This window comes from Phaeobacter sp. G2 (genome assembly GCA_025163595.1).
In the GTDB taxonomy this organism is placed as follows: domain Bacteria; phylum Pseudomonadota; class Alphaproteobacteria; order Rhodobacterales; family Rhodobacteraceae; genus Pseudophaeobacter.
This window is the reverse complement of the sequence record CP104100.1, coordinates 4,019,970-4,044,318: the sequence shown is the minus strand read 5'-3', so window position 1 is coordinate 4,044,318 and position 24,349 is coordinate 4,019,970. Positions and strand designations below refer to the sequence as shown.

Below are 24,349 nucleotides of genomic sequence, written 5' to 3'. Positions count from 1 at the left end.
GACTTAAAAGTTCCCATTTTTGCAAGATTGTGATGCGATCGCATCGCATATATCCTGATGTAGGTATATATCGCATCGAGCAACCTGTCTATTCATGTCCTCATGAAACACGGTGCTATTGCTATCCTCCCTCTCGCTCTTGGCGCTGCTATCTATGGCTTTGCGTTCGGTCTTCTTGCTGCCCAAGTTGGTTTCCCATGGTGGGGCGTTGGACTGATGAGCGCCACCGTTCATGCAGGGTCGTCTCAGATCGTCGCGGTGGAACAGTTTGCCTCCACGCAAACGGTCGCCGGTGCTGCCCTGGCAGGGGCTGCGCTGAATCTGCGCTATATAGGGATTGTCGCATCGCTGTCGGATGTGTTGGCAGGTCTATCGTTGAGGGCCAAACTCTTGGCGATCCACATCACGGGCGACGAAAACTGGGCGTTGACGATGGCGGAACGCGCCAAATCGCCAGATGTTGGGGCGGCCTTCCTCATGGGATCAGGCCTTGTGATGATCGCTGTCTGGACAGTTTCAACAACGGTTGGAGCAGTGATTGGGGCGGTGCTGCCCGACCTTGAACGCTTTGGATTGGGGTTCGCATTTACAGCCGCATTCATTGCAATGGCACGAGGGCTTTGGCGTGGAAGGCCACAGATGTTGCCCTGGGTGGTCGCCGCCACCGTAACCATCGCGGTCGTGTCTCTTGGATTGCCGAAGGCCTATGCAATCGTCGCTGGGACGGTTGCCGGTCTGGCGATGTCCTTGATCTTGCATCGTGCCAGCGGAGTGGTCGCATGAGCGTCGCGCACTGGGGGGTCATCGGCATTTTAGCTCTTGCCGCGTTCTCCATTCGCATTCTCGGTTTGATTGCAGGCGGACGCATCCGTGGCTCACGCCATGCGTGGGTGTTAGACGATTTACCGGGTTTGATCGTTGTCAGTCTGGTTGCAGCATCGCTTGCGGGTCAACCATTGCAGACATGGGTTGCAGCCGGCGCGGCACTCGGAGCGGCAGTTCTAACCAATCACGTTATTGCCACGATGGTGGTTGGTGTGGTGGCCTTTGCGGGTCTCGCAGCCTTTGGGCTTTGACATTGAAACGGGGCCTGCCGAGTACCCCGCTGCAGGTCCTTAGTCGACCCTCAGCTTTCTCTAAAGCGGATTTGCGTTCCGTTACAACAGTTTCGCCGTAGGTCCCATCGTTTGTCTCCTGGGCCTAGAAAACGGGGGGCACTTTAATTGAGGTTAAGGGCCTTCTGGGCCCACCCTGATGAACTGTCTCTGACTGTTCTGAAATAATCTGTCGTAAGAACGATGACTTCAAAAGAATCGACTGCGCTATTCGGGTAAACTACATACTGAACACACGTGTGGGCACGAGGCCTGATGTTGTAGGGGGGGCATATGACGGCAAAAGATCTGGGTGAGCAGGATGAGTCCCTTAGAGAGCTTAAGGTTTCGTCGCCGCAACAGGTAAGATCGGATTCCCATCTGAAAGTTGATGTTTTCCAAGCTGCGACGCGTGAGATTTCATTAACAGATCTGTCCTTGCTTCAGGAACTGATTGTCGGTGTCTTTTGGCCACATCGCGACCGGGATCTCGAAATGCTGATACAGCTGGGGCAGGGATACCTTGCTTTAGATGAAATTGGCCGCCCTTTGAGTTCTGCGATGAAGTTCGAAATGGGCTCGGAATTTGCGATGTTGGGCATGATGATCACCGCTCCGCGTTTGCAGACACGGGGGACGGGGCGCTGGATGTTGGCGCAAATCATGGAGGACTGTGGCGCGCGGGATCTCCGTCTGAGCGCAACGCGTGCGGGCTACCGTTTGTATAAAAATGCGGGCTTCCAACCGGTGGCAACGATCCGGCAGCAACAGGGCATCGCGCGGGCGATTGCGCCGCTGCCACTGGCTCATACCGATGTGCGCGCTGTTGAAGAGAGAGACTGGCCAGAGCTGCTGGAGCTGGACACAGGTGCCTATGGCGCCGACCGCCAAACCATTCTTCAGGCGCTGCAGGCCAAGTCTGACTGTGTTGTCGCAGAACGCGCAGGACAGATTGCGGGATATGCGATGATCCGCAACTTTGGCCGAGGTCAGGTGATTGGACCGGTGGTGGCAGACAGTGACGCGCTGGCGATACAATTGATCGCGCCGTTGATTCAGAAACGCGCAGGGACCTTTCTGCGCCTGGATACCCCGGTGGAGGAAGGCGAATTGACCGAGTTTCTGTCAGCTGCCGGGCTGGGCTTGTATGACACCGTGACAGAAATGTACCTAGGCAACCAGCGGCGCGCCACAACGGGCGCTGTGTTGTATGGATTGGCTGCGCACTCCCTGGGGTAAGGGGCCTGCCCCAGGGTTACGACAGGCGGTCTTTGAGACCAAACCACAGGCCCACTAGCGGAAGAAACCAGGGCTGGCCGGAATGGGCGGGAATTGTCGGCCAATTCAACCCATCCAGAGGCGTGTCTTCCTTGACGCCCATAGCTTTGTTCGCCAGTTTTTGCCCCAGCAATGTTGAAAACTGCGCCCCATGGCCGGAATAGCCCATGCCATAGATCATGCCATCAGCTTCGCCCGCCCGGGGAAAGCGATCTTTGGTCATGCCAACAAGACCTCCCCAGCAGTAGTCGATGTCGATGTTTTGGGTCTGCGGAAAGATTTCGGTCATGGATTTGCGCAAAATGGCGCCCGACTTTGCGTCTGAGCGCTGATTGCTATCCGCAGAAAACCGCGCCCGCCCGCCAAAGATCAGCCGGTTATCCGGGGACAGGCGAAAGTAGTTCCCGATGTTCAGCGAGGTTACACAGGTGCGATTCCCCGGCATGACCTCCGCGACTTCGATTTGGGACAACGGACGGGTGGCCACGATGAAGGAGCCAACAGGAATGATGCGCCTGCGAAAGAACCCCAGGGGGGCGGTTTTAACCTGCGCAGAATAGGCCCCGGTGGCGGCGATCACACGATCTGCGGTCAGGCTGCCGCGCATGGTGTCAAGCTGCCAGCCCTTTGCGGTTTTGGATCGCGCAGTAACTGGAGCGTTTTCCCAAATCGTGGCCCCGTGCCGCTGTGCCGCCTGCGCCAGGCCGCAGACATAGCGCCCCATATGCATCATGGCAGACTTTCCATAAAGGATCGCACCATGAAAGCGATCACTGCCAACCTCATCCTTCAGCTCAGAGCGGTCGAGCCAGCGGGTCTCTGGGTCGACCTCTTTGTTCAGCAGCTCAAAATTCGCTTTCATAGCCGTAACATGAGACGGCTTAGAGGCCAGTTTCAGTTTACCTGAGCGGCGAAAATCACATTGAATGCCCTCAGCCTCAATAAGTTCCTCGATAACATCAATAGAGTGATCGTAGGCCTGATACAGCGCCTGGGCGCGTGTCGCGCCCAAGTGGGATTTGGCAGAGGCAAAATCATGGGCCAGGCCGTTGTTCAGATGGCCACCGTTTCGTCCAGAGGCCCCGGCGCCAACGTGTTCTGCCTCCAGGATCGCCACAGACACCCCCGCCTTGGCAAGGCGATGTGCGGCGCTGAGCCCGGTAAAGCCGGCCCCGATGATGGCAACATCAAAGTGACCGCTTACCGGGGCAGGGCATGCCGCCTCGAACGGGGCAGCTGTTTCATGCCAATAGGAGGCAAACTGCATTACAAACCAACCACTTTTGCCAGACCGGAAAGATCGGGGAGTTCTGTGTAGCCGTAGTATGGGTTTGCCGGCTCATGGCCGCGGTTGATCCAGACCTTATTGGTGATCCCCAGATCATGGGCTGTCATCAGATCGTAGCGGAAAGACGACGATACATGCAGGACGTCTTCTGGTCCGCACCCAAGCTGATCAAACATATACTCAAACGCCCGCATTTGCGGCTTGTAGGCCTGCGCGTCTTCGGCTGTGAACACATGCGCGATGGGCGAGCCCAGTTTTTCGATATTGTGGGGGATTTGCGCGTTCATCGAGTTGGTCAGCGCCACCAGTGGTATTTCATGGGCCACGTTGGCCAGCCCAGCGGGCACATCGGCATGGGGTCCCCAGGTTGGGACGCGGTGGTAGATTTCTTTCGCAATCGCAGGATCAAAGGCCAGATTGTTCCGTTTGCAAGCCCGTTCAAGCGCGTTGTAAACGATCTCAGCATATGGCTTCCAGGCCCCCAGAACTTCATCGAGGCGATAGGCTGAAAAATCCTGGATGAATTTTGCCAGTGCCTCTGCGGACAGAATGTTGCTGTAGTGATCCGTCGCCGCACCGGCCATATCAAAGTTAATCATGGTGCCGTGGCAGTCAAAGGTGATGTATTTAGGGCGGAAGGTCATCCGAGCTCTCCAGTGTTTCGTCGAGACCATCTTGTCGCTTTCCAAGGCGCGCCAGATGCCGGGTTTGCCAAAACCAAGGCAGGAAATTCTGAAATACAAATGCACAACAGCAGAGCCTGCCATCTGACCGGCGGGCTTAACCGATGCGCCTTGTGAAGCCGGTGCAGACTGTCTGCAGATAAGGTGACGTTAGAAAATGGGGCAGCAGATGACAATTTTAACCGCCGAAGACCTGTTAGGCAGGCTGGTGGGGTATCCCACCGTTGTGGGCCACGCAAACCTCAACCTGATACAGTTTATTGCTGATTACCTTGAGAGCTACGGAGCCCAGGTTCATGTTTTGACCGGGCCGGAAGGTGACCGTGCCAATCTGTTTGCCACCATTGGCGATCCCTCAGTTCCTGGGTACATCCTGTCTGGGCACGTGGATGTTGTGCCCGCCGGTGAGCCTGAATGGAAAGGGGATCCTTTCAAAATGCGCCGCGATGGGGACCGCCTGATTGGGCGCGGAACCTGCGATATGAAAGGCTTTGATGCCGCTGTCCTGGCGGCGGTGCCAGATCTGGCAGCCCTGTCGCTGTCTGCCCCGGTTCATATTGCACTGTCCTATGATGAAGAGGCCGGCTGCAAAGGGGTGCCCCATATGATTGCGGAGCTGCCAAACCTTTGTGCCAGGCCGTTGGGCTGCATCGTTGGGGAGCCAACGGGATTGCAGCCCGTGTTGGCCCACAAGGGGAAAGCGGCGCTGCGGCTGCGGGCCAAAGGTTTGTCCGGTCACAGCTCGCGCCCTGATCAGGGGCAAAATGCTATTCACGCTTTGCTTCCGGCGCTTAGTGCGGCTGCGGCGCAGGCTGAGGCCTTAAAGACCCAATCGCAGGATGCGCGTTTTGCGCCGTCCTATTCGACCCTTCAGATTGGTGTTGTGCAGGGCGGGCAAGCGGTCAACATCATACCGGATCACGCCGAAGCACTGATCGAAACACGGGCCATTGCCGGTGTCGATCCCCGGCAGCTGATGGCGCCGATTATCGCACAGGCCGGATCTTCGCTGGAGGTTGACTGGATTTCCTCCTACCCGGCGCTGGCATTACCGACAGAGTCCGACCTGAGCCGGCTCATGAGCGAACTCTCTGGAAAACCACCCCTTGGGGCTGTCAGTTTTGGCACCGAAGCAGGGCTGTTTCAGCAGGCTGGAATCCCTTCGATCATCTGCGGTCCGGGGGACATCTCGCGGGCGCATAAACCAGAAGAGTATCTGACCCGCGCAGAGCTGGAGGCAACGCGGGACATGATCTGTAAGCTGGGCCAGCACCTGGCAAACTAGCTGCGTAGCATTTTGTGCTGCAAACACTCTCGATGCAGTTTCTTTGCTGCTTTCCCCACCTCAAACGCAGCGCAACGCGTATGTCAAAGCCGGTAGGCTGGGGGCAAGTAATCATGGAATTGAAATTATGACGACAACTTTGGACAGGATCCAATTGGTGGATTTCTCCGCAGATCACTTGCCCGGAGCGGTGCGGCTCAGCCAAGAGGCGGGATGGCCACACCGGACACAGGATTGGGCGCTGACGCTTTCGCACTCCACAGGGGTTGTCGCGCTACAAGAGGGCGAAGTTGTAGGCACGGCGCTTGCCTCGGTTTTTGGCGATGTTGCCACCCTTAATATGATCATCGTTGATGAGCGCCTGCGCGGTCGCCGCCTGGGACGTCGTCTGATGGATGCGGTTATTGCGTATGCTGGTGCACGGGAAATGCGGCTGATTGCAACCCAGGACGGGCTGCCGCTCTATGAAAAGCTGGGGTTCAAAGCGATCGGTGACGTCGCGCAGTTCCAAGGGCTGGTTCGGGCCGCTCCACCCGCCGATGGGGTGAACACCGATGGCTACGATCTGGACCGTATGGTCGCGATGGATAGGGCCGCCTCTGGCCTGGAGCGCGGCGATCTGTTGAAGCAGATCTCAGAGCAGGGGCAGGTGTTTTACACCGACCAGGGCTTTGCCATGCTGCGCGATTTTGGCCGTGGCAAGGTGCTTGGCCCGATTGTCGCGCAAAATCTGGAAACGGCCCGCAGTTTGCTGGCGACAGCGGCGCACACAGAAAACGGCTCTTTTCTGCGCCTTGATACGCCGGTTCCAGAACTGGGCACATTTGCGCAGGAGCTGGGTCTGGAACCCGTCGGCGGCGGCACCTGCATGGTGCTTCAGCCGCAGCAGGCCACCTATGGCAACACCTTTCAGACCTATGGTCTGGTTTCTCAGGCTTTGGGGTAAACAATGAACACTCAATTGCATTCAAACGCGTTACACGAATTGGACCGTCAGCATTTTGTGCATCCGGTCTCGTCCTGGCAGGGACACGAAGCACGGGGTGTTCGCATCCTGAAAAGCGCAAAAGGGGCCACCGTTACTGATTCTGAGGGTCGCCAGCTTTTGGATGGTTTTGCCGGTCTGTGGTGTGTGAACGCCGGCTATGGCCATGAAAGCGTTGTTGAGGCGGCGGCCGAGCAAATGCGCCGTCTGCCCTATGCGACGGGGTATTTTGATCTCGGCTCTGAGGCCCCTATCAAATTGGCGGCTGAGCTGGCGGACCGCGCGCCAGGGGATCTGAACCACATCTTCTTTACGCTTGGCGGCTCTGACGCGGTGGATAGCACCATTCGTTTTGTGCGCTACTATTGGCATTCCAAAGGCCAGCCCCAGAAAGACCAGTATATCTCGGTTGAACAGGGCTATCACGGCTCTACCTCTGCAGGCGCGGGCCTGACAGCGCTGCCGACGTTTCACGACGGGTTTGGTGTGCCGTTCAATTGGCAGCATAAAATCCCGTCGCATTACCTGTATCGCAACCCGGTGGGAAGCGATCCTGCGACCGTTATTGCCGCATCGGTTGCCGCCCTAAGGGCAAAGGTTGCAGAGCTGGGGCAAGAACGCGTTGCCGCCTTCTATGTAGAGCCGATCCAGGGCTCATCTGGCGTCTTGGTGCCGCCAAAAGGCTGGATCAAGGCAATGCGCGACACCTGCGCCGAGCTGGACATCCTTTTTATCGCGGATGAGGTTATCACCGGGTTCGGGCGCACTGGCCCAATGTTTGCCTGCGAAGAAGAAGGCATCGTGCCCGACATGATGACAACGGCAAAGGGGCTGACCTCTGGCTATTCGCCAATGGGGGCCGTGTTCCTGTCAGATCACGTCTACCAAACAATTGCCGAAGGGGCGGGGCCAAAGGCCGTTGGCCACGGCTTTACCTATTCAGCGCATCCGGTCAGTGCGGTTGTGGCGCTGGAAGTGCTGAAGCTTTATGAGGGCGGGTTGTTTGAAAACGGCATCAAGATGGGGGACCGTCTGCAAAAGGGTCTGGCCGGATTGTCAGATCACCCCCTTGTTGGGGATGTGCGGGGCCGGGGGATGCTAGCGGCAATTGAACTGGTCACGGATAAGGACAAGAAAACCCCGGTGCCCGCCGAGCTCCAGGCCGCGACACGTCTGTTTGATCGTGCATGGAATAACGGCCTGATCATTCGCGCCTTTCCGCAGGGCGTGTTTGGATTTGCGCCGCCGCTGTGTTGTACTGCTGATGAAATCGACGCCATCGTTGATCGAACCAAACAGGTGCTTGATCTCACCCTGGAAGATCCGGAAATCAGAGCCGTGCTGCGCGGATGACTCTACTGCTTCAAAGCTTTCCTGCGCGGGCCAAGGTCTGGAGTGAGGTCTTTGCCGCCGCAGGAGAGCCTCTTTTCACCCAGGCTCCTTCGGGGGCGGAGGCCAAAGACGTCACGGCATTGGCCTGCTGGCAGCCGCCATCTGATTTGACGGTATACCAAAACCTGAAACTGGTTTTGTCCGTTGGGGCTGGGGTGGATCAGATGCCTGCTTTGCCTCAGCATATCATGCTGTGCCGGTCTGCGGCGCCGGGGATTGAAACGCAGGTGCGCGACTGGGTGACCATGGCCTGTTTGATGATGCATCGGGATATGCCCGCGTATCTGCAGCAGGCCCGCACAGGGGCGTGGAACAGTCGGGACACCAGGGCCACGACCACGCGCCGGGTTGGCGTGCTGGGCATGGGGCGGATCGGCCGACTGGTGGCCCAAAGCTTGACCGCTTTGGGCTTTCCGGTTGTTGGCTGGTCGCGCTCTGGGCGGCCTGTTGACGGGGTTGAAATCTATGGCGCCGAGGCCTTGTCGGCGGTGCTGGCACAGGCTGACATCTTGGTCTGTCTGCTGCCTCTGACCCAGGAAACCAAGGGCATTCTGAACGCAAAAACCTTTGCCGCGCTGCCCAAAGGTGCCCATTTGGTCCATGCCGGGCGCGGTGCGCACCTGCATATGGATGATCTGCGGGATGCCTTGGACAGCGGGGATCTGACCTCTGCCATGTTGGATGTCACCAACCCCGAGCCGCTTGCCAAAGGCCATTGGGCCTGGGCACATCCGCAGGTGATCATCACGCCGCATATTGCGGCGCAGACCGACGCATATGAAGGGGCGCACCACGCGCTGAATGTTATCCAGGCCCTGAAACGTGGGGAAATTCCACCGGGTTTGGTGGATCAAACCAATGGCTATTGAAAGGCGCGGGTGGCGAAGGTCGGCAATCAGATGTTCTGCGGACTTCACCAACTTGGAAGATTCTGCCGCAGGAGGCCCGGATATCAAACAATATGCGCAGGTTTACTGGCGGATGATGAGTTCAGGAAGTGCTGTGGCACTGGGGTCTACCTCTCTTCTGGTTTCACCAGAGGAACGGGTCTCACCGTCTTGCGACGCAATCTGTCGCTGACCAGACGAAGGCTGTCACTCTTCAAGAATGCTTCTTGCCTGTGCGGTTGCGCGGGCCCCACAACAAACAGGGATTGAACATGACCAATAATAAACCAACAAATTGGACCGGTCGCGACGATAAAATGGTCGAAAATGCGATCCGGCGTGGTGCAACGCGGCGCGACTTGCTGAAGATGCTGGCTGCTTCGGGGGTTGCTGTCGGCGCAGGATCGTCTTTGCTGCTGGGCGCAACAGGCGCGGTGGCTGAAACACCGGTCTTTGGTGGCCATTTGAAAGCGGCGGGCTGGTCGTCATCCACCGCCGATACGCTTGACCCGGCAAAGGCCTCTTTGTCCACTGATTACGTCCGCTGCTGCGCGGTTTACAACCGACTGACCTTCTTGGATGAATTTGGTCAGGTGCAAATGGAACTGGCCGATAGCATTGATTCTGCCGATGCCAAAACCTGGACCGTTAAGCTGAAATCCGGCGTTACCTTCCATGATGGTAAGCCCTTTACCGCGGCGGATGTGGTGTTTTCCATGAACCGCCACCTGGATCCGGCGGTTGGGTCCAAGGTCAATTCCATCGCCAAGCAGATGACCGCGATTAAGGCGGTTGATGATCTGACCGTTGAAATTGTTCTCGAGGAATCCAACGCCGACCTGCCCACGATCCTGTCGTTGCACCACTTTATGATTGTGGCGGATGGCACGACTGATTTCTCAAAGGGCAACGGCACCGGCGCCTTTATGATGGAGACCTTTGAACCGGGTGTGAAATCCATCGCGGTGAAGAACCCGAATTACTTTAAGGATGGTCCCTATCTGGACAGCTTTGAGTATTTTGCCATCACCGACAACAACGCGCGTGTAAATGCGGTTCTGTCCGGTGACATTCATATGGGTGCCTCCATCAAGGGTCGTTCGCGCCGCATGTTGGAAGGCCAGGACCACGTTTGGTCATCTGTTACCAGCTCCGGCAATTATACTAACCTGAACATCCGTCTGGACATGGAACCCGGTGCCAAAGCGGGCTTCATCGAAGGGATGAAGCATCTGATCAATCGCGAAGTAATCGAAAAATCGGTTCTGCGCGGTATGGCGACCGTCGGCAACGACCAGCCAGTGTCTGCAGCAAACCGCTATCACAACTCTGAGCTGGCCCCCAAAGCCTATGATCCGGAGAAGGCCAAAGCACTGTTCGCCAAGTCCGGCCTGCTGGGCGAGTCGGTTCCAATCGTTGCCTCTGATGCGGCAACGGCCTCTGTTGATATGGCGACGGTGGTTCAGCAGGCAGGGTCGGAAATCGGCATGAACTTTGACGTTCAGCGGGTACCGTCTGATGGCTACTGGTCCAAATACTGGCTGAAAGCGCCCATTCACTTTGGCAATATCAACCCACGTCCCACACCGGATATTCTGTTCTCGCTGCTCTACAGCTCGGATGCCAAGTGGAACGAGAGCCAGTTTAAATCCGAAAAGTTCGACAAGATGCTGATCGAAGCACGTGGTGCCTTGAATGAGGATCTCCGCAAGGAAATCTATTGGGAAATGCAGGACATGGTTGCCAATGACGCGGGCACGGTCATTCCGGCCTATTTGGCAAACGTGGATGCACTGTCCACCTCTGTGAAAGGTCTGCGCTCAAACCCGTTGGGCGGCCAAATGGGCTATGCATTTGCCGAATACGTCTGGCTCGACGCCTAACAGACTTAAATCAGTATGTCCCTGCGCTGGGTTTCCCGGCGCAGGGAACGCGCATTTTTAAGACCCAGATCCGGAGAGCCCGCGTTGCATAGATCGTCTCATACCTGGCTGCTTGTCGCACACCGACTTGGCATCGCATTGATAACATTAATCATTGTTTCTTTTGCGGTATTTTTCGCCACCGAACTGTTGCCCGGTGATGTCGCTGAGATCCTATTGGGGCAGGCGGCAACCCCCGATGCTGTCGCCGGGTTGCGGGATGCCATGGGGTTGAACGAACCCGCATTATCGCGGTTCCTGTCCTGGCTGGGCGGGCTCGCCACTGGCGATATGGGGCGCTCTTATGTCAACGACATCAGTGTCGCTGATTTGATTGGACGCCGGCTCTCCAACTCCCTGCGGCTGGCAGGGGTTGTCACCGTGATCTGCGTCCCCTTTGCCCTGACCTGCGGTATCGCTGCAGCCATGTGGCAGGATTCCCTGCTAGATCGGTTTGTGTCGATCCTGACGATTTCGGTGATCTCCATTCCGGAATTTATGGTCGCCACACTGGCGGTTCTGGTGTTTGCGGTCTGGCTGGATTGGCTGCCAGCCCTGAGCTACGGGGCGGATGCCAGCAATTTTGCCGCGCTGCTCAAAGCCTATGCGATGCCTGTCATCACCTTGACCTGTGTTGTGTCGGCGCAGATGATCCGCATGACCCGCGCTGCGGTGATCGAGACAATCAAAACACCCTATGTCGAAATGGCCCTTCTGAAAGGGGCAAGCCGTCGACGCATGGTTCTACATCATGCCTTGCCCAATGCGCTGGGCCCTATCGCCAATGCGGTGGCGCTGTCGCTGTCCTATCTCGTCGGTGGCGTCATCATCGTCGAGACCGTTTTCAACTATCCGGGGGTGGCCAAACTGATGGTGGATGCCGTTGCAACGCGTGACCTGCCGCTCATCCAGTCCTGCGCGATGGTGTTCTGTGTGAGCTATCTTTCTTTGATCACCTTGGCTGATGTGATCGCCACTCTGTCCAACCCAAGGCTGCGGAAATGATGCAAGATACTCAAGGCTCCGAACGCAAATTCTCAATCACTGGTCATGGCTATTCCTTTAATATGGCGGGACGAATTGGCCTGACCATAATCCTGTTCTGGGCTGTGATCGCTATAATCGCCCCCTGGATTATTCCCTATCCGCCGGGCAAAATTGTGGATTGGGACTACTTTGGCCCAATCAGCGAAAGCTATTGGATGGGCACGGATTATCTGGGTCGGGACATCCTGAGCCGGGTTTTGATGGGGGCAAGATATACCGTCGGCATATCACTGGCCGGCGTCACCCTGGCCTGTAGCGGCGGTATTGTTCTGGGCATGGTCGCGGCTGTGATTGGCGGATGGCTTGATACGATCCTGTCACGCCTGCTGGATGCGTTTAACGGCATTCCCTCCTTGTTGTTTGGCCTGGTTGTTGTTGCCGCCGTTGGCTCGTCCATCCCTGTGCTGGTTCTGACGCTGGCCGCGATTTACCTGCCCGGAAGCTACCGTTTTGCGCGGGCTTTGGCGGTGAATGTGAACACGATGGATTTTGTCACCGTGGCCCGTGCCCGCGGTGAGCAAACGGGATATCTTATTCGCACCGAGATCTTTCCCAACATCCTGGGGCCGGTGCTGGCGGACCTTGGTCTGCGCTTTGTCTTTATCGTTTTGGTTTTGTCGGGACTGTCCTTCCTCGGCATTGGTGTGCAACCGCCCCATGCTGACTGGGGCGGGTTGGTACGTGAAAACATCGAGGGCCTTAGCCTTGGGGCGCCTGCGGTGATCTTCCCCTGTATCGCAATCGCCTCCCTGACTATTTCGGTGAATATGTTCATCGATAACCTTCCACAAAAAATCCGCGACAGGAGCAACTGATGAGCCAACCCCTTGTGTCTGTTCGAGATCTTGTGATCGGCGCGGTGACGGATTCTGGCCGCGAGGTCGAGATTATTCGCCATGTCAGTTTTGACATCCAACCGGGTGAGATCGTTGCACTGATTGGCGAAAGCGGATCGGGCAAGACAACGATCGCCCTGTCGCTGATGGGCCATTGTCGCCCGGGCTGTTCCATCAATGGCGGCTCTATTCAGTTGGGCGCGCAGGATGTTACCAAACTGACAGAACCCCAACGCGCCCGGTTGCGTGGGACAGAAGTTTCCTACATTCCGCAGTCCGCTGCGGCGGCCTTTAACCCGTCGCAACGGATCATGGATCAGGTCATCGAAATTACCGACATTCATAATTTGATGCCCCGTCCCGAAGCTGAAGCCAAGGCGGTTGAGCTGTTCCGCGCGCTGGCGCTTCTTGAGCCTGACAGCATTGGGCAACGCTATCCCCATCAGGTCTCGGGTGGGCAGCTGCAACGGTTGTCGGCGGCGATGGCGCTGATCGGCGATCCGCAGCTTGTCATCTTTGACGAGCCCACGACGGCGCTGGATGTCACCACGCAGATTGAGGTTCTCAGGGCGTTTCGATCGGTGATGCAGGGGAGCGGCATGGCCGGTGTCTATGTCAGCCATGATCTGGCAGTGGTGGCGCAGGTTGCGGATCGCATTATTGTTCTGAAAGAAGGGCAAATTCAGGAAGTCGGGATGACACGAGACATCTTGGATGCGCCGCAACACCCCTATACCCAAGAATTGTTAGCCGCCTTCAAACCGGTGCCTTTTGCCTCGGTCAAAGCTGCCGTGGCCAAGGCCGAAGCCCCCATTCTTGAGGTCAACAACCTCTCTGCGGGCTACGGGCCGACACGTTCGGGCGAGGCAGAGTTCAAAGTTCTGGATAACATCAACTTTCAGATGGAAAGAGGCACAAACCTCGGGGTCATCGGGGAAAGCGGGTCGGGAAAATCGACGCTTGCTCGGGCGGTTGCCGGCATTTTGCCCCGCTACAAGGGCGACGTATTTTCGCAGGGTGAGGCTCTTTCGCCAGATCTGAAAGACCGCTCCAAAGATCAACTGCGGCGGCTTCAAATTGTGTTTCAGTTGGCAGATACGGCTTTGAATCCAGCCCAGCCGATTGACTCAATTCTGTCCCGACCGCTGAAGTTCTATCACGGTATGACTGGCAAGGCACGTGAGCGGCGTGTGATTGAACTGTTGGATATGGTGCAGCTGCCAGCGGCAATGCGGCACCGGCTCCCGGGGGAGCTGTCGGGCGGGCAAAAACAGCGGGTGAATTTTGCCAGGGCGCTTGCGGCGGAACCAGACCTGATCCTTTGCGATGAAATCACATCGGCTTTGGACACGGTAGTAGCTGCGGCCATGCTGGATTTGCTCAAGGACCTGCAACGGGACCTAGGGCTCAGCTATATGTTCATTAGCCATGATCTTTCGACGGTCGAAGCGATCTGCGATGATGTTCTTGTCATGCTGAAAGGGGAGCTCGTCGAATCCTTGCCCGCAGCACAGATGAACGAAAGCGCGGAACATCCCTATTCACGGCTTTTGATCTCATCGGTGCCCAAGCTGGATCCAGACTGGCTGGCCAACCTCGAACACAACCCAGAGCTGGCAAAAGCCATGCAGGGCCGTTAGCTCTGGTCGTGAACCCGATCCCCAAACAGACGCCCGAGTGGAAGATGGTTTTTCACAAAGGGCGTCTTCATCACGACAAAGCTGAAGTATTTGTCGATGCCAACATCCTTGTCGATCAGGGCTTCGACAATATTTTGATAGTCCGAAATGCCGGCGGTTACAAATTTGGCAAGGTAGTCATAACCGCCTGAAACGAGGTGACATTCAACGCAGCTGTCGATTTTTTCCAGGGTCTCTTGAAAGCGCGCAAAGTCGATTTGGCGGTGGTTTTTGAGAGTGAATTCCGTAAACACCGTCAGCGTCTCACCCAGTTTCGCGACATCAATCAAAGCGGTGTATCCGGAGATATAGCCAGCCTTCTGAAGCTTTTTCACCCGCATCAGGCAGGGAGAGGGCGACAGGTTGACAATCTCCGAGAGCTCAACATTGGTAATCCGCCCATTTTCTTGCAGAGCAGCCAGTATGTTCACATCGATACGGTCGAGTTTGTAGGTCTGGGTCATTCAAAATTCCACGTGAATGGCTGTGCGTTCTTCATAAGAGCATACTATTTGCTGGTCCTGTAACCATTCGCTGGGTGGCTCTTTAACAGAATATGCTGAATTTCCACCCAATCCGGTAGTTCGCATCGCTTGTTTCAAGTTACTTCCTAAGAAAAGATTTGGGATTTTTTGATGACTGCTCCGCTCTTGCACATTTTGTCCGCAACCGATTGTCCGCAACACGCGGATACAGTGGTTATTGGCGGAGGTATTGTTGGCGTCAGCACCGCCTACTGGCTGGCGCGGGCCGGGCAAAAAGTGGTGCTGCTGGAAAAGGGCCGTATCGGAGCTGAGCAATCCAGCCGAAACTGGGGCTGGTGCCGGCAGCAAAACCGGGATGCCCGTGAATTGCCCTTGTCGCGTGTGAGCCTGTCTCTGTGGGAAGAGATGATGCAGGATTGCGGCGCTGAAATTGGGTTTCGCCGCTGTGGTTTGATCTATCTTTCCAACGATGAGGCCGAAATCGAAGGCTGGGCCCGGTGGGGTCATTTTGCCCGTGGTGAGGGCGTTGATACCCGTATGTTGACCGCTACAGAAGCTGCCGAACACGGGGCGGCCACTGGGCAGGCCTGGAAGGGCGGGGTCTGGTCTCCGACGGATGGTATTGCCGACCCTGCGGCGGCGGCGCCGATGATTGCGCAGGGGATCGTGAAACACGGCGGAATTGTCCTGCAGGGCTGCGCGGCGCGCGGACTTGAAACCAGCGGCGGAGCGGTCAGCGCCGTGGTCACCGAAAAAGGGGTGATCCAGACCAAACAAGTTGTGCTTTCTGGCGGCGCCTGGGCCGGCAGTTTCCTGCATCAGCTGGGTATTTTCTTCCCGCAGTCCTCGGTGCGCAGCTCGATCCTTTCGGTGGCACCCGGGGCGCAGGGCCTGCCAGATGCGGTGCATACCAAAGAGGTCTCTGTCACCCGGCGCGGCGATGGCGGCTATACGTTGGCCATCTCGGGCCTGGCAAAGGTCGATCCCACCCCGCGTATGCTGCGCGGATCTAAACACTTTCTGCCGATGTTTCTGCGCCGCTGGCGCTCGCTGGCCCCTGGCGGGCCGCAGGCCTGGCGGTGCAATTTTGACGGTTTGAAAAAGTGGAAGCTGGATCAGCCGACGCCGATGGAGCACATGCGTATATTGGACCCGCGCCCGGATGCGCCCACAATTGTAAAAACCCTGGCCCAGGGGCGCCAGTTGTTTCCGGCTTTGCAGAATGTGCCTTTGCAGGCCTCCTGGGCCGGGTATATCGACAGCACTCCAGACGGCGTTCCGGTCATTGACAGCGATATCGGAATGCCGGGGCTGGCTCTGGCGGCGGGTCTGTCCGGGCATGGGTTTGGTATTGGCCCCGGTGTCGGCCACCTGATGGCGGATATGGTGTTGGGGCGGACACCGGTTACTGAAACGGGACAATACAAACTGTCCCGTTTTGCAAAGAGCCAATGGGGCAAAGTTTCTGAGTTCTGACCTCATGCGCTGAACCGCGCGATGTCAAAAGGCGCCAGCGGCGTGGTGCAGCTCCCCGTTGTGATAAGTTCCGCCATGGCATCACCCACGCCCGGCCCCAGCTGGAAGCCATGTCCACAAAAGCCAAAGGCATGAAAAAGACCTTGGGTGGTGCCGGAAGGCCCCATCACGGGCAGCATGTCTTCGACATAGCCCTCGACACCAGACCACTGCCGAATAATGGTCGCCTGGCGCAGGGCGGGCACCAGTTTCACAACCTCTTGCAACTGCTTTGACAGGTTGTGTGGATCAATCTTGGCAAATCCGTCTGCCCCAACCTGGGTGCGCGCAACCGCGCCGCCAAAGACCACATTGCCGCGCTCGACTTGGCGCAAATAGGCCCCGTGTTGTTTTGACCAAACCCCGACCACAGGTAAAATGCGATGGGGCAGGGGCTCTGTGACCCCCATTTGTGGCCCTGCCAAAGTGATAGGAACCTCTTCGCCAAAGCGGCGCGCGATGTCAGGCCCCCAGGCGCCGGCGCAATTCACAAGCAGGTCGGCAGAAAATGTACCAGCTGAGGTCACCACTTCAAAGCCGCTGGCCGTTTTGCTGATTTCAGAAACATGGGCCTGCTCGTGAATGGTGGCGCCGCCGCGCGCCGCAGCACCTGCAAAGGCGGGGCTGATGAGGCGCGGGTTGGCAGAGCCATCATCCGGCGAAAAAGACGCCGCAATTGCATCGGGGCCCAGCCCCGGAAACCGCTTGCGAATGTCCTTTGGCTCCAGAACCTCCAGTTCCAACCCCCAATCCAGCGCGTCTTTGCGAAATTGCTGCATCAGGGCCAGGCCATCGTGGTCAAAGATAAGCCGCAAATGCCCGGTTGCCCGGAATTCGACATCCATACCCAGCCAGGTTTCCAGTTTTGACCACAGCCCCAGTGAGCGATTGGCCAGGGGCATCTGCGGCAGATACCGCCCCGACCGTCTGATATTCCCAAAGGAGGCCACGGTTGCACCGGCACCAATATGGCCGCGCTCAATCAGCGTCACGCGGACTCCGCGTTGGGTTAGAAAATACGCCGTGGCGGTTCCCATAAGACCGCCGCCTAAGATCATCACATGCACAGCACAATACCCCCTGCATCCATCAAAGAGGCAACGACCGCTTGCGTCAAAGACGGCTTTCTGTGACACCTATAAGGATAGCCTATGGAGTTGTCATGCGCGCGCGCCAATTGGAAGTGTTTACAGCCGTCATGCGGATCGGCACCGTGACAGGTGCTGCCCGTATGCTGAATATTTCGCAACCGGCCCTCAGCCAGGTCTTGCGTCACACCGAAGACGAGCTTGGGTTTTTGCTGTTTAGTCGCGAAAAGGGGCGCCTGCATCCCACCCCCGAGGCGCTAGAGCTTTATCCCGATGCCGAACGCCTTTTTGCCGGGCTCGAAGGTCTGCGCCGCAAATCGACAGATCTGCGAAAGGGGCGGTCGGGGCTTGTCCGTATTGCCGCGTCGGCACCGCCGTCAATGTCGGTTTTACCCAATGCATTGGCCATGCTGCGGCAAAAACACCCGAACATTCAATTGCGCGCGCATGTGGCCCCGATCAACACCTTGATATCCATGTTGCGGGCAGGGGACGCCACATTGGCGCTGGCGTTAGATGATCAAATGCCGCCAGACATATGCGCAGACGTCATTGATAGGACATCCTTCTGCTGCTTGATGTCGGCACAGTCTGATCTGGTCAGCGCCTCGGAAATCAGTTTTGATATGTTGGCGGATCGCACCGTTATTTCATACCGGGCGCAGACCCGTCCCAGAGATGAATTGCAACAGGCGGCGCAGGCGCAGGGGCTGGGGTTTCAACCCGATTTGGAAATTGATTCCTCAATTACAGCGGTTGGATTTGTTCAGGCCGGGTTGGGTGTCGCCTTGGTGGATGCCCTGCTGCCTTGGCATCAATTTCAGGGTGTGGTGGTGCGTCCCTTGGCCAACAGTCCCAAATTGCCCCTATCTTTGTTGACGCTAAAGGACAGGCCATTGTCCCAGGCCGATCAGATCATGTCCGCAGAGCTGCGGGCGATCTGTGAAAGGGACGACACGGAATAGCCATAAGTGTGGCTTATGGATTTGCACCGTAAGCGTCTTGGACGGTCTTCGCTCAATCTGTTCCCTTAGGGACAACAGATTGAAAGGGACGCAAATTATGGATGGGACTAGACCTCATCGTGAAGACTGGAAGATCGGCGTCGATATTGGCGGCACCTTCATGGACTTCTGTGCGCTGGAAGTGAATTCCGGCCGTTTGGCAACTTTGAAAGTTCTGACAACTCCCGATGATCCGGGTGCGGAACTGACCACAGGGTTGTCACTGCTGGAAGAGCGGGACCAGCTTTTGCCCGAGACAGTGACGCGGTTTGTGCATGGGACCACCGTGGGAATTAACACGGTGTTGCAGCGCAAAGGCGCCAAGCTGGCGATGATTACCAACGCCGGCTTTGAAGATGTGCTTGAGTTGGCGCGCCTGCGCATGCCCGAGATGTATTCCCTGTTTTGCCACCGCGCTGCGCCGCTGATTTCGCGTGATCATATCTTTGGTGTGACTGCCCGGCTGAATGCACAGGGGGAAGAAACCACCGCACTGGAGGAAGGCTCTGTTGCAGAAGCCATCCAAAAGGCGCTTTTGGCGGGTGCTGAGGGCATTATCGTTTCTTTCTTGCACAGCTGGCGCAATGACGCGCATGAGCGGCGGGTGAAAGACATGATATTGGACATGGCACCGGGGGTTTTTGCCTTCACCTCCTCCGAAGTCTGGCCGGTGATCCGCGAGTATGAACGCGGATGTACAGCGATTATGAATGGCTATGTGCACCCGCGTGTTGCCGGTTATCTCGACGCGCTAGAGACGCGTTTGGCCAGCAAGAATATCCCGGCAAAGGCTTTGCTCACCAAATCAAACGGCGGTGTGATGAGCGCAGGCGACGGGCGAGAGAACTGCGTTTCCATGCTGTTGTCAGGCTCGGCATCTGGTGTGACGGGCGCTGCCTGGCTGGCACGTCAGGCCGGAGAAGACCGCATCCTGACCCTGGATATTGGCGGCACCTCTGCCGATATCGCCCTGATCATTGATGGCGCGGCGAATTTTGGCACCGGGGAAATGATTGGTGATTTCCCGCTGTATATTCCTTCGGTTTCTGTCAGCTCAATTGCCATCGGTGGCGGCTCCATTGCGTCAGTTGATGACCATGGTGTCCTGCGGGTGGGACCGGGGTCTGCTGGATCCACCCCGGGGCCTGCCTGCTATGGGCGCGGTGGCACCGAGGCGACGGTGACAGATGCAATGGCTGTCTGCGGCTGGCTGGGGCATAGTGATCTGGCCTATGGGCAGCTCCGGATGGATCGGGATCTGGCGATTCAGGCCGTGGCTGTGTTGGCCGCGCAGCTAGAGCGCAGCACCGAAGAAACGGCTCAGGCGATCTTGAACATTGCGCTGTCCGAAATGTTCGTCGAGGTCGAAAAGCTCGCGTCACGCGAAGGTGTCGATCTGAGGGAATTCACATTGCTGCCCTTTGGCGGCGGCGGGCCGATGCTGGGGGCTTTCCTTGCAAGGGATCTGGGTATGACACGGGTTCTTGCCCCCCGACGCCCCGGTGTTGTGTCAGCGCTTGGTGGATTGGTGGCTGACCTGAGGGGGGATTTCATCCGCACCGTCTTTGCGGGGCTTGATGATAAACTTGTCCCTGCTTTACAGGCGCAGTTCACAGAGCTTGCGCAAGAGGGCCATGCGTGGCTGAGCAGGCAGGGCCATGATGGACCCGCTGAACTGCAGCTGACCGCCGACATGCGGTATTCAGGTCAAAGCTTTGAGATCGAAGTTGCGCTCAAACCAGAGTGGCTGGAGAGTGCCTGTGACATCGCTGACGCTTTCCACAAAACCCACGCCCGTATCTATGACTTTGCGGATCCAGACGGGCTGATCGAGGTTGTGAACCTGCGGCTGGCAATTGTTGGCGCAGGCCCAAATCCTGAAATTCCGGCGCAAACCGTCAGTGCCAGCACGGCAGAGTCAGAAAAAACCGTCTTGGTCTACACCGGCAGCTACCGCGATGTTCCGCTGTATCGGCGCGAGACCTTGTCCCCTGGCACCCAGCTGCGCGGGCCAGCAATTGTTTCACAAGAAGACACGACGCTGATCATTCCACAGGAGTGCACGGCCGAGGTGGATTTTGCTTCGAACATCGTTGTGCATATCGAGGGCTCTGCTCATGACTGATAAAATGACACTGCGGGTTTTGGCGAACCATGCCCGCGCCGCCGCTGAAAACATGGCGCATACCCTGCACCGCACAGCGCATTCGGCATTTGTAAAAGAAACGCAGGACTTTACCGTCATGCTGATGGATCGGCGCGGGGATACCTTTGCTGTGCCAATGGACCTGGGGGCGACCTGGTATCCGGGTCTGACCTATGGCCGTGCGATTGATATGGTGTCGGACTATCGACCGGGCGATGTCGCCTTTACCAATGATCCCTATTCCGGCCACGTCGCAACACATGCCCCCGACACCCATCTTTGGAAGCCGGTGTTCAGCGACGGTGAAATCGTTGCCTGGACGGGGGGGCATATTCACAACACCGACATGGGGGGCGCTGTGCCTGCCTCCCTTAGCCGGTCGCTGACAGAGGTCCACCAGGAAGGTCTGCGCTTCCCCCCGATGAAGCTGGTGCAAGAAGGCCAGTTTGATGAGACGGTGATGCGGATCATGGAAACCAATGTGCGTAAGCCAGGGCTGAACATTGGCGACATCAAGGCGCTTGTCGGGGCTTTGAACACCGGTGAACGCAAGGTGCAGGCGATGATCCAAAGGTTTGGCAAAACCGGCTTTGTCGATGGGGTGTCGCAGTTGATGGACCAGGCCGAAGCCGAAGCGCGGGCCATTCTACGGGCGACGCCGGACGGGGAATACATCTTTGCGGACTACGCCGACGAAGACAGCGATGCGGGCAATCCATGCCGCTTGCACCTGAAACTCTGCATCCAGGGGGATCAGGCGGTTCTCGATTTCTCCGGTTCCGATCCGCAGCTGGGCTCGTCTTTGAACGTACCCTCAGGTGGGGATCCTCGTCATACGATACTGTTGGTGGGGGTCTATTATGTGCTGTACACCCTGAACCCGCAGATTTTGTTGAACACGGGCCTGACCCGCGCCTTTACCTGCATCACCCCCAAAGGCTCGGTGCTGAATCCGGTTGCGCCGGCTGCGGTAGGGATGCGGTCCCTGACCTGTGCCCGGCTGCGGTCGGTCATTTTTGGAGCCTTTGCCCAGGCCATTCCCGATAAAATGCCCGCAGCCCCTGCAGGCAACAATTGCATCGTGAATGTGATGACACGGGACGAGCGTCACCAAAAAACGGTGATTGCAGCGGTGAACCCGGTTGTGGGCGGCGGTGGCGGGATGCCTCATCGCGATGGGACCAACGGGTCTGGCGCGGATGCGGCCTATCTCAAGAACACACCGATCGAGATAACCGAAACCGAGGTCCCCGTAGAGGTGCTACGCTATGGTCTCGCGCAGGATACCGGCGGGGCAGGGCAATGGCGCGGCGGGCTGGCGACGGAGCTCTCGTTTCGCGTCTTTGCGCCCGACACCCGGATTACAGCGCGCAATCGGGATCGTTCAAAGTTCCGGCCATGGGGCACCCTGGGCGGGCAATCTGCGGGCCTGGCGCATATGGTATTGAACCCCGGTCAGCCTGCAGAAACGGATCTGGGCAACCGTGATACAGCCGTGCTGCAACCCGGTGACGTATTGATGATCCGCTCTGCCGGCGGTGGCGGACGAGGTGATCCATACCTGCGCGCCCCTGAGCGCGTGGCGCGCGATGTCGCCTGTGGCTATGTCTCGCAAGAGGCGGCGGCCCATGACTACGGTGTCGTCATCGACAATGGTATCGTTGATCAGAAACAGACACAGGCCCTGCGTAAGAAACGCCCGTTGCGGGACAGCATGTTCGACTATGGAGCGGAGCGGACCGCCTATGAGACCCAGTGGAGCGATGCCGCCTATGAGGTCTTGAACACGACCCTGGGCAAACTGCCTATTCACTGGCGGTTCTTCACCAAAACCGAGGTCTTTGCGCGGATGACAGACCGCAAGGGCGCCGAGGGGGTAGAGGCGGCGCTGGGCGAGATTTGCACGCGTTTCCCTGAACTTGCGGCACTGCTGGCACGAGATACACAGCCGGGTGACGCATGACGGCCCGCGTGCAACGTCTGACAGCGATCACACGGCCTAAAATCGAGTTTCTGTTCGATGGGCAGCCGCTGTCCGGCCAGCAGGGGGATACCATCCTCACCGCGATATTGTCCAACAGGGGCGCGTTGCGCGCGGCTGAGTTCGGGCCAGAACAACGTGCCGGGTTTTGCCTGATGGGGGCCTGCCAGGACTGCTGGGTCTGGCGAGAAGAGGGAGCCCGCTTGCGGGCCTGCTCAACTCAACTGCACGCGGGCTTGCGGCTGAGGTCAAAAGCCCCTGATGGATGGCTGTCATGACAGAGGCGTTAAGCACTGGTGTTCTCATCGTAGGCGCTGGGCCTGCCGGAATTCGCGCGGCGCAAACCTGCGTAGCCGCAGGTTTGCATCCGATAGTGGTGGACGAGGCCAGCCAGGCGGGGGGGCAAATTTACCGACGCCCTGCTAGCACAGCGTCGCGCAGTGCCAAGGACCGGTATGGGTCGGAAGCGGGTAAGGCATTGGCACTGCATAACTGCTTTGACCAGATGGTGTCACATGGACAGGTGACCCATCTGTCCCAAAGCTCGGTCACAGCCATCGCCCATCAGTCTGCGCAAGTCCTGACACAGGATGGTATCAAGGTCATAGGCTATGAGAACCTTATTTTGTGCACCGGCGCGGGCGACCGTTTGCTGCCGGTTCCGGGATGGCAATCGGCTGGTGTGTTTTCCTTGGGGGCCATGCAAATTGCCCTAAAAACACAAGAGATCGCCCTGGGGCGGCGGCTGGTTCTGGCCGGCACCGGCCCATTGCTGACCTTGGTGGCGGCGCAACTGATCCGGGCGGGGGCCGAGGTGGCAGCGGTGTTGGATACGGCCCCGATGCGACAACAGGTTAAGGGAGCCTGGGCTATGGCCAGGGCGCGCCCCATCGTGACGCTCCGCGGGGCCTACCTGCGGGCAATACTGGGGCGACGCTACCAGGCCGGCGTGCGCAACTTGCAGATCACAACAAATGAGGCCGGACCGACCCAAATCGGCTGGCAAGATCACAGAGGTCAGGACCGTAGAACAGCCTGCGACGGGGTGGGGCTGGGCTGGCACCTTATGGCCGATACACAGCTTGCGGATCTGGCTGGGGCAAATTTCTGCTGGTCACCTGAATGGTCACAGTGGCTGCCGGCAAGTGATCCTGCCGGGCGCCTTGGCAATGGCGTCTATCTGGCTGGGGACGGGCTGCGCATTCTGGGGGCTGATGCCGCAGAATGTGCCGGACAGATCGCCGCAACCGCCTGTCTGGAGGACATGGGGCGTGCCTGCAACCCGCGCAAGCGCGTGCACCGACGCTATGCCCGGATGCAACGGTTTGCCGCTGGTCTGGCGCAGGCTTTTCAGGTGCCACAGGAGCTTATTTCACAACTGCCGTCTGATACGGTGATTTGCCGATGCGAAGGGGTGGAGCTTGGCGACATTCAGGCTGCGGCGCGGCGGGTTGGGCCAGAAATCAATCGGGTCAAATCCCAGTGTCGGATTGGCATGGGGCGCTGTCAGGGGCGCTATTGCCAGTTTGCTGCGGGGCGCATTCTTGCAGAAATGGGCCAGGTGGGGCCTGCAAAAATCGGGCGCTTGCGGGCGCAACCGCCGCTGCGCCCGCTACCGGTTTCAGCCGCTCTCCAGAGCGAAAGCGTGAAAGACCCGCAGTAAGGAAAATATTGTGCCGCATTTTGCGGGATTTCGGCCCTTCTTGCCGAACCCCAAGGCTTAGATTGAGCACAAATCCAATCACGATCGGCGC

At 57.9% G+C, this 24,349-nt stretch carries 21 protein-coding genes; 17 read left to right on the top strand and 4 right to left on the bottom strand.

Annotated elements, in window-relative coordinates; translation table 11 throughout:
• Positions 1 to 102 precede the first annotated feature (102 nt).
• From N1037_19215 to N1037_19205, 3 genes are all read left to right on the top strand, one after another.
• Positions 103 to 783 carry an AzlC family ABC transporter permease gene (locus N1037_19215; protein UWS79353.1) on the top strand — a complete coding sequence of 227 codons (681 nt, stop codon included), beginning with the start codon at positions 103 to 105 and terminating at the stop codon, positions 781 to 783.
• Positions 780 to 1,076, top strand: a complete 297-nt coding sequence (locus N1037_19210; protein ID UWS79352.1) for an AzlD domain-containing protein — start codon at positions 780 to 782, stop codon at positions 1,074 to 1,076. The genes N1037_19215 and N1037_19210 overlap by 4 nt, the downstream gene beginning before the upstream one ends.
• Before the next feature lie 312 nt (positions 1,077 to 1,388).
• Entirely contained in the window at positions 1,389 to 2,333 is a 945-nt protein-coding gene (locus N1037_19205) for an N-acetyltransferase (GenBank protein UWS79351.1), read from the top strand.
• Positions 2,334 to 2,349: 16 nt separating this feature from the next.
• Here the strand turns inward: N1037_19205 and N1037_19200 are convergent, their stop codons facing one another.
• Complete coding sequence (locus N1037_19200) at positions 2,350 to 3,639, bottom strand: FAD-binding oxidoreductase (GenBank protein UWS79350.1); 1,290 nt, start codon at positions 3,637 to 3,639, stop codon at positions 2,350 to 2,352.
• Positions 3,639 to 4,304 (bottom strand): haloacid dehalogenase type II, encoded by a 666-nt coding sequence (locus N1037_19195; GenBank protein UWS79349.1) that lies wholly within the window; start codon positions 4,302 to 4,304, stop codon positions 3,639 to 3,641. The genes N1037_19200 and N1037_19195 overlap by 1 nt, the downstream gene beginning before the upstream one ends.
• 208 nt (positions 4,305 to 4,512) lie before the next feature.
• Between N1037_19195 and argE the strand changes: the two genes are divergently transcribed.
• The 8 genes from argE (at position 4,513) to N1037_19155 (ending at position 14,337) form a co-directional block, all read left to right on the top strand.
• Positions 4,513 to 5,628: an acetylornithine deacetylase gene (argE, locus tag N1037_19190; GenBank protein ID UWS79348.1), complete on the top strand. Its 1,116-nt coding sequence runs from the start codon at positions 4,513 to 4,515 to the stop codon at positions 5,626 to 5,628.
• 127 nt (positions 5,629 to 5,755) lie between these two features.
• Positions 5,756 to 6,574 carry a GNAT family N-acetyltransferase gene (locus tag N1037_19185; GenBank protein ID UWS79347.1) on the top strand — a complete coding sequence of 273 codons (819 nt, stop codon included), beginning with the start codon at positions 5,756 to 5,758 and terminating at the stop codon, positions 6,572 to 6,574.
• A gap of 3 nt (positions 6,575 to 6,577) precedes the next feature.
• Positions 6,578 to 7,966 carry an aspartate aminotransferase family protein gene (locus N1037_19180; protein ID UWS79346.1) on the top strand — a complete coding sequence of 463 codons (1,389 nt, stop codon included), beginning with the start codon at positions 6,578 to 6,580 and terminating at the stop codon, positions 7,964 to 7,966.
• On the top strand, positions 7,963 to 8,874 hold the full coding sequence (locus N1037_19175; protein UWS79345.1) for a glyoxylate/hydroxypyruvate reductase A: 912 nt from the start codon (positions 7,963 to 7,965) through the stop codon (positions 8,872 to 8,874). The genes N1037_19180 and N1037_19175 overlap by 4 nt, the downstream gene beginning before the upstream one ends.
• Positions 8,875 to 9,164: 290 nt before the next feature.
• Positions 9,165 to 10,775 (top strand): ABC transporter substrate-binding protein, encoded by a 1,611-nt coding sequence (locus tag N1037_19170; protein ID UWS79344.1) that lies wholly within the window; start codon positions 9,165 to 9,167, stop codon positions 10,773 to 10,775.
• A 138-nt stretch (positions 10,776 to 10,913) separates the two neighbouring features.
• Complete coding sequence (locus tag N1037_19165; GenBank protein ID UWS79343.1) at positions 10,914 to 11,819, top strand: ABC transporter permease; 906 nt, start codon at positions 10,914 to 10,916, stop codon at positions 11,817 to 11,819.
• A complete protein-coding gene (locus N1037_19160) occupies positions 11,816 to 12,676 on the top strand; it encodes an ABC transporter permease (GenBank protein ID UWS79342.1) in 861 nt (286 codons plus the stop codon). Before N1037_19165 ends, N1037_19160 begins: the two co-directional genes overlap by 4 nt.
• Entirely contained in the window at positions 12,676 to 14,337 is a 1,662-nt protein-coding gene (locus N1037_19155) for an ABC transporter ATP-binding protein (GenBank protein UWS79341.1), read from the top strand. The genes N1037_19160 and N1037_19155 overlap by 1 nt, the downstream gene beginning before the upstream one ends.
• Here N1037_19155 and N1037_19150 read toward each other — a convergent pair.
• Positions 14,334 to 14,840 carry an Lrp/AsnC family transcriptional regulator gene (locus tag N1037_19150; protein UWS79340.1) on the bottom strand — a complete coding sequence of 169 codons (507 nt, stop codon included), beginning with the start codon at positions 14,838 to 14,840 and terminating at the stop codon, positions 14,334 to 14,336. The two genes, N1037_19155 and N1037_19150, sit on opposite strands and share 4 nt — an antisense overlap.
• A 171-nt stretch (positions 14,841 to 15,011) precedes the next feature.
• On the opposite strand from N1037_19150, the gene N1037_19145 reads away from it, so the two are divergent.
• On the top strand, positions 15,012 to 16,337 hold the full coding sequence (locus N1037_19145; GenBank protein UWS79339.1) for an FAD-binding oxidoreductase: 1,326 nt from the start codon (positions 15,012 to 15,014) through the stop codon (positions 16,335 to 16,337).
• A 2-nt stretch (positions 16,338 to 16,339) separates the two neighbouring features.
• Here the strand turns inward: N1037_19145 and N1037_19140 are convergent, their stop codons facing one another.
• Positions 16,340 to 17,413: an FAD-binding oxidoreductase gene (locus N1037_19140; protein ID UWS79338.1), complete on the bottom strand. Its 1,074-nt coding sequence runs from the start codon at positions 17,411 to 17,413 to the stop codon at positions 16,340 to 16,342.
• Between the two features lie 125 nt (positions 17,414 to 17,538).
• Between N1037_19140 and N1037_19135 the strand changes: the two genes are divergently transcribed.
• From N1037_19135 to N1037_19115, 5 genes are all read left to right on the top strand, one after another.
• Positions 17,539 to 18,429 (top strand): LysR family transcriptional regulator, encoded by an 891-nt coding sequence (locus N1037_19135; protein UWS79337.1) that lies wholly within the window; start codon positions 17,539 to 17,541, stop codon positions 18,427 to 18,429.
• Between the two features lie 97 nt (positions 18,430 to 18,526).
• The gene (locus N1037_19130; GenBank protein UWS79336.1) at positions 18,527 to 20,593 is read left to right on the top strand and encodes a hydantoinase/oxoprolinase family protein; all 2,067 of its coding nucleotides are present in this window, start codon (positions 18,527 to 18,529) and stop codon (positions 20,591 to 20,593) included.
• Complete coding sequence (locus tag N1037_19125; protein ID UWS79335.1) at positions 20,586 to 22,577, top strand: hydantoinase B/oxoprolinase family protein; 1,992 nt, start codon at positions 20,586 to 20,588, stop codon at positions 22,575 to 22,577. Before N1037_19130 ends, N1037_19125 begins: the two co-directional genes overlap by 8 nt.
• Positions 22,574 to 22,873 (top strand): (2Fe-2S)-binding protein, encoded by a 300-nt coding sequence (locus N1037_19120; GenBank protein ID UWS79334.1) that lies wholly within the window; start codon positions 22,574 to 22,576, stop codon positions 22,871 to 22,873. The genes N1037_19125 and N1037_19120 overlap by 4 nt, the downstream gene beginning before the upstream one ends.
• Positions 22,870 to 24,258, top strand: coding sequence for an NAD(P)/FAD-dependent oxidoreductase (locus N1037_19115; protein UWS79333.1), 1,389 nt, complete (start codon positions 22,870 to 22,872; stop codon positions 24,256 to 24,258). The genes N1037_19120 and N1037_19115 overlap by 4 nt, the downstream gene beginning before the upstream one ends.
• Positions 24,259 to 24,349 lie beyond the last annotated feature (91 nt).

Excerpts from the sequence above, each read along its gene's own strand:
- N1037_19215 (UWS79353.1), top strand. The coding sequence starts at position 103 with ATGAAACACGGTGCTATTGCTATCCTCCCTCTCGCTCTTGGCGCTGCT.
- N1037_19210 (UWS79352.1), top strand. The coding sequence starts at position 780 with ATGAGCGTCGCGCACTGGGGGGTCATCGGCATTTTAGCTCTTGCCGCG.
- N1037_19205 (UWS79351.1), top strand. The coding sequence starts at position 1,389 with ATGACGGCAAAAGATCTGGGTGAGCAGGATGAGTCCCTTAGAGAGCTT.
- N1037_19200 (UWS79350.1), bottom strand. The coding sequence starts at position 3,639 with ATGCAGTTTGCCTCCTATTGGCATGAAACAGCTGCCCCGTTCGAGGCG.
- N1037_19195 (UWS79349.1), bottom strand. The coding sequence starts at position 4,304 with ATGACCTTCCGCCCTAAATACATCACCTTTGACTGCCACGGCACCATG.
- argE (UWS79348.1), top strand. The coding sequence starts at position 4,513 with ATGACAATTTTAACCGCCGAAGACCTGTTAGGCAGGCTGGTGGGGTAT.
- N1037_19185 (UWS79347.1), top strand. The coding sequence starts at position 5,756 with ATGACGACAACTTTGGACAGGATCCAATTGGTGGATTTCTCCGCAGAT.
- N1037_19180 (UWS79346.1), top strand. The coding sequence starts at position 6,578 with ATGAACACTCAATTGCATTCAAACGCGTTACACGAATTGGACCGTCAG.
- N1037_19175 (UWS79345.1), top strand. The coding sequence starts at position 7,963 with ATGACTCTACTGCTTCAAAGCTTTCCTGCGCGGGCCAAGGTCTGGAGT.
- N1037_19170 (UWS79344.1), top strand. The coding sequence starts at position 9,165 with ATGACCAATAATAAACCAACAAATTGGACCGGTCGCGACGATAAAATG.
- N1037_19160 (UWS79342.1), top strand. The coding sequence starts at position 11,816 with ATGATGCAAGATACTCAAGGCTCCGAACGCAAATTCTCAATCACTGGT.
- N1037_19155 (UWS79341.1), top strand. The coding sequence starts at position 12,676 with ATGAGCCAACCCCTTGTGTCTGTTCGAGATCTTGTGATCGGCGCGGTG.
- N1037_19150 (UWS79340.1), bottom strand. The coding sequence starts at position 14,840 with ATGACCCAGACCTACAAACTCGACCGTATCGATGTGAACATACTGGCT.
- N1037_19145 (UWS79339.1), top strand. The coding sequence starts at position 15,012 with ATGACTGCTCCGCTCTTGCACATTTTGTCCGCAACCGATTGTCCGCAA.
- N1037_19140 (UWS79338.1), bottom strand. The coding sequence starts at position 17,413 with ATGGGAACCGCCACGGCGTATTTTCTAACCCAACGCGGAGTCCGCGTG.
- N1037_19135 (UWS79337.1), top strand. The coding sequence starts at position 17,539 with ATGCGCGCGCGCCAATTGGAAGTGTTTACAGCCGTCATGCGGATCGGC.
- N1037_19130 (UWS79336.1), top strand. The coding sequence starts at position 18,527 with ATGGATGGGACTAGACCTCATCGTGAAGACTGGAAGATCGGCGTCGAT.
- N1037_19125 (UWS79335.1), top strand. The coding sequence starts at position 20,586 with ATGACTGATAAAATGACACTGCGGGTTTTGGCGAACCATGCCCGCGCC.
- N1037_19120 (UWS79334.1), top strand. The coding sequence starts at position 22,574 with ATGACGGCCCGCGTGCAACGTCTGACAGCGATCACACGGCCTAAAATC.
- N1037_19115 (UWS79333.1), top strand. The coding sequence starts at position 22,870 with ATGACAGAGGCGTTAAGCACTGGTGTTCTCATCGTAGGCGCTGGGCCT.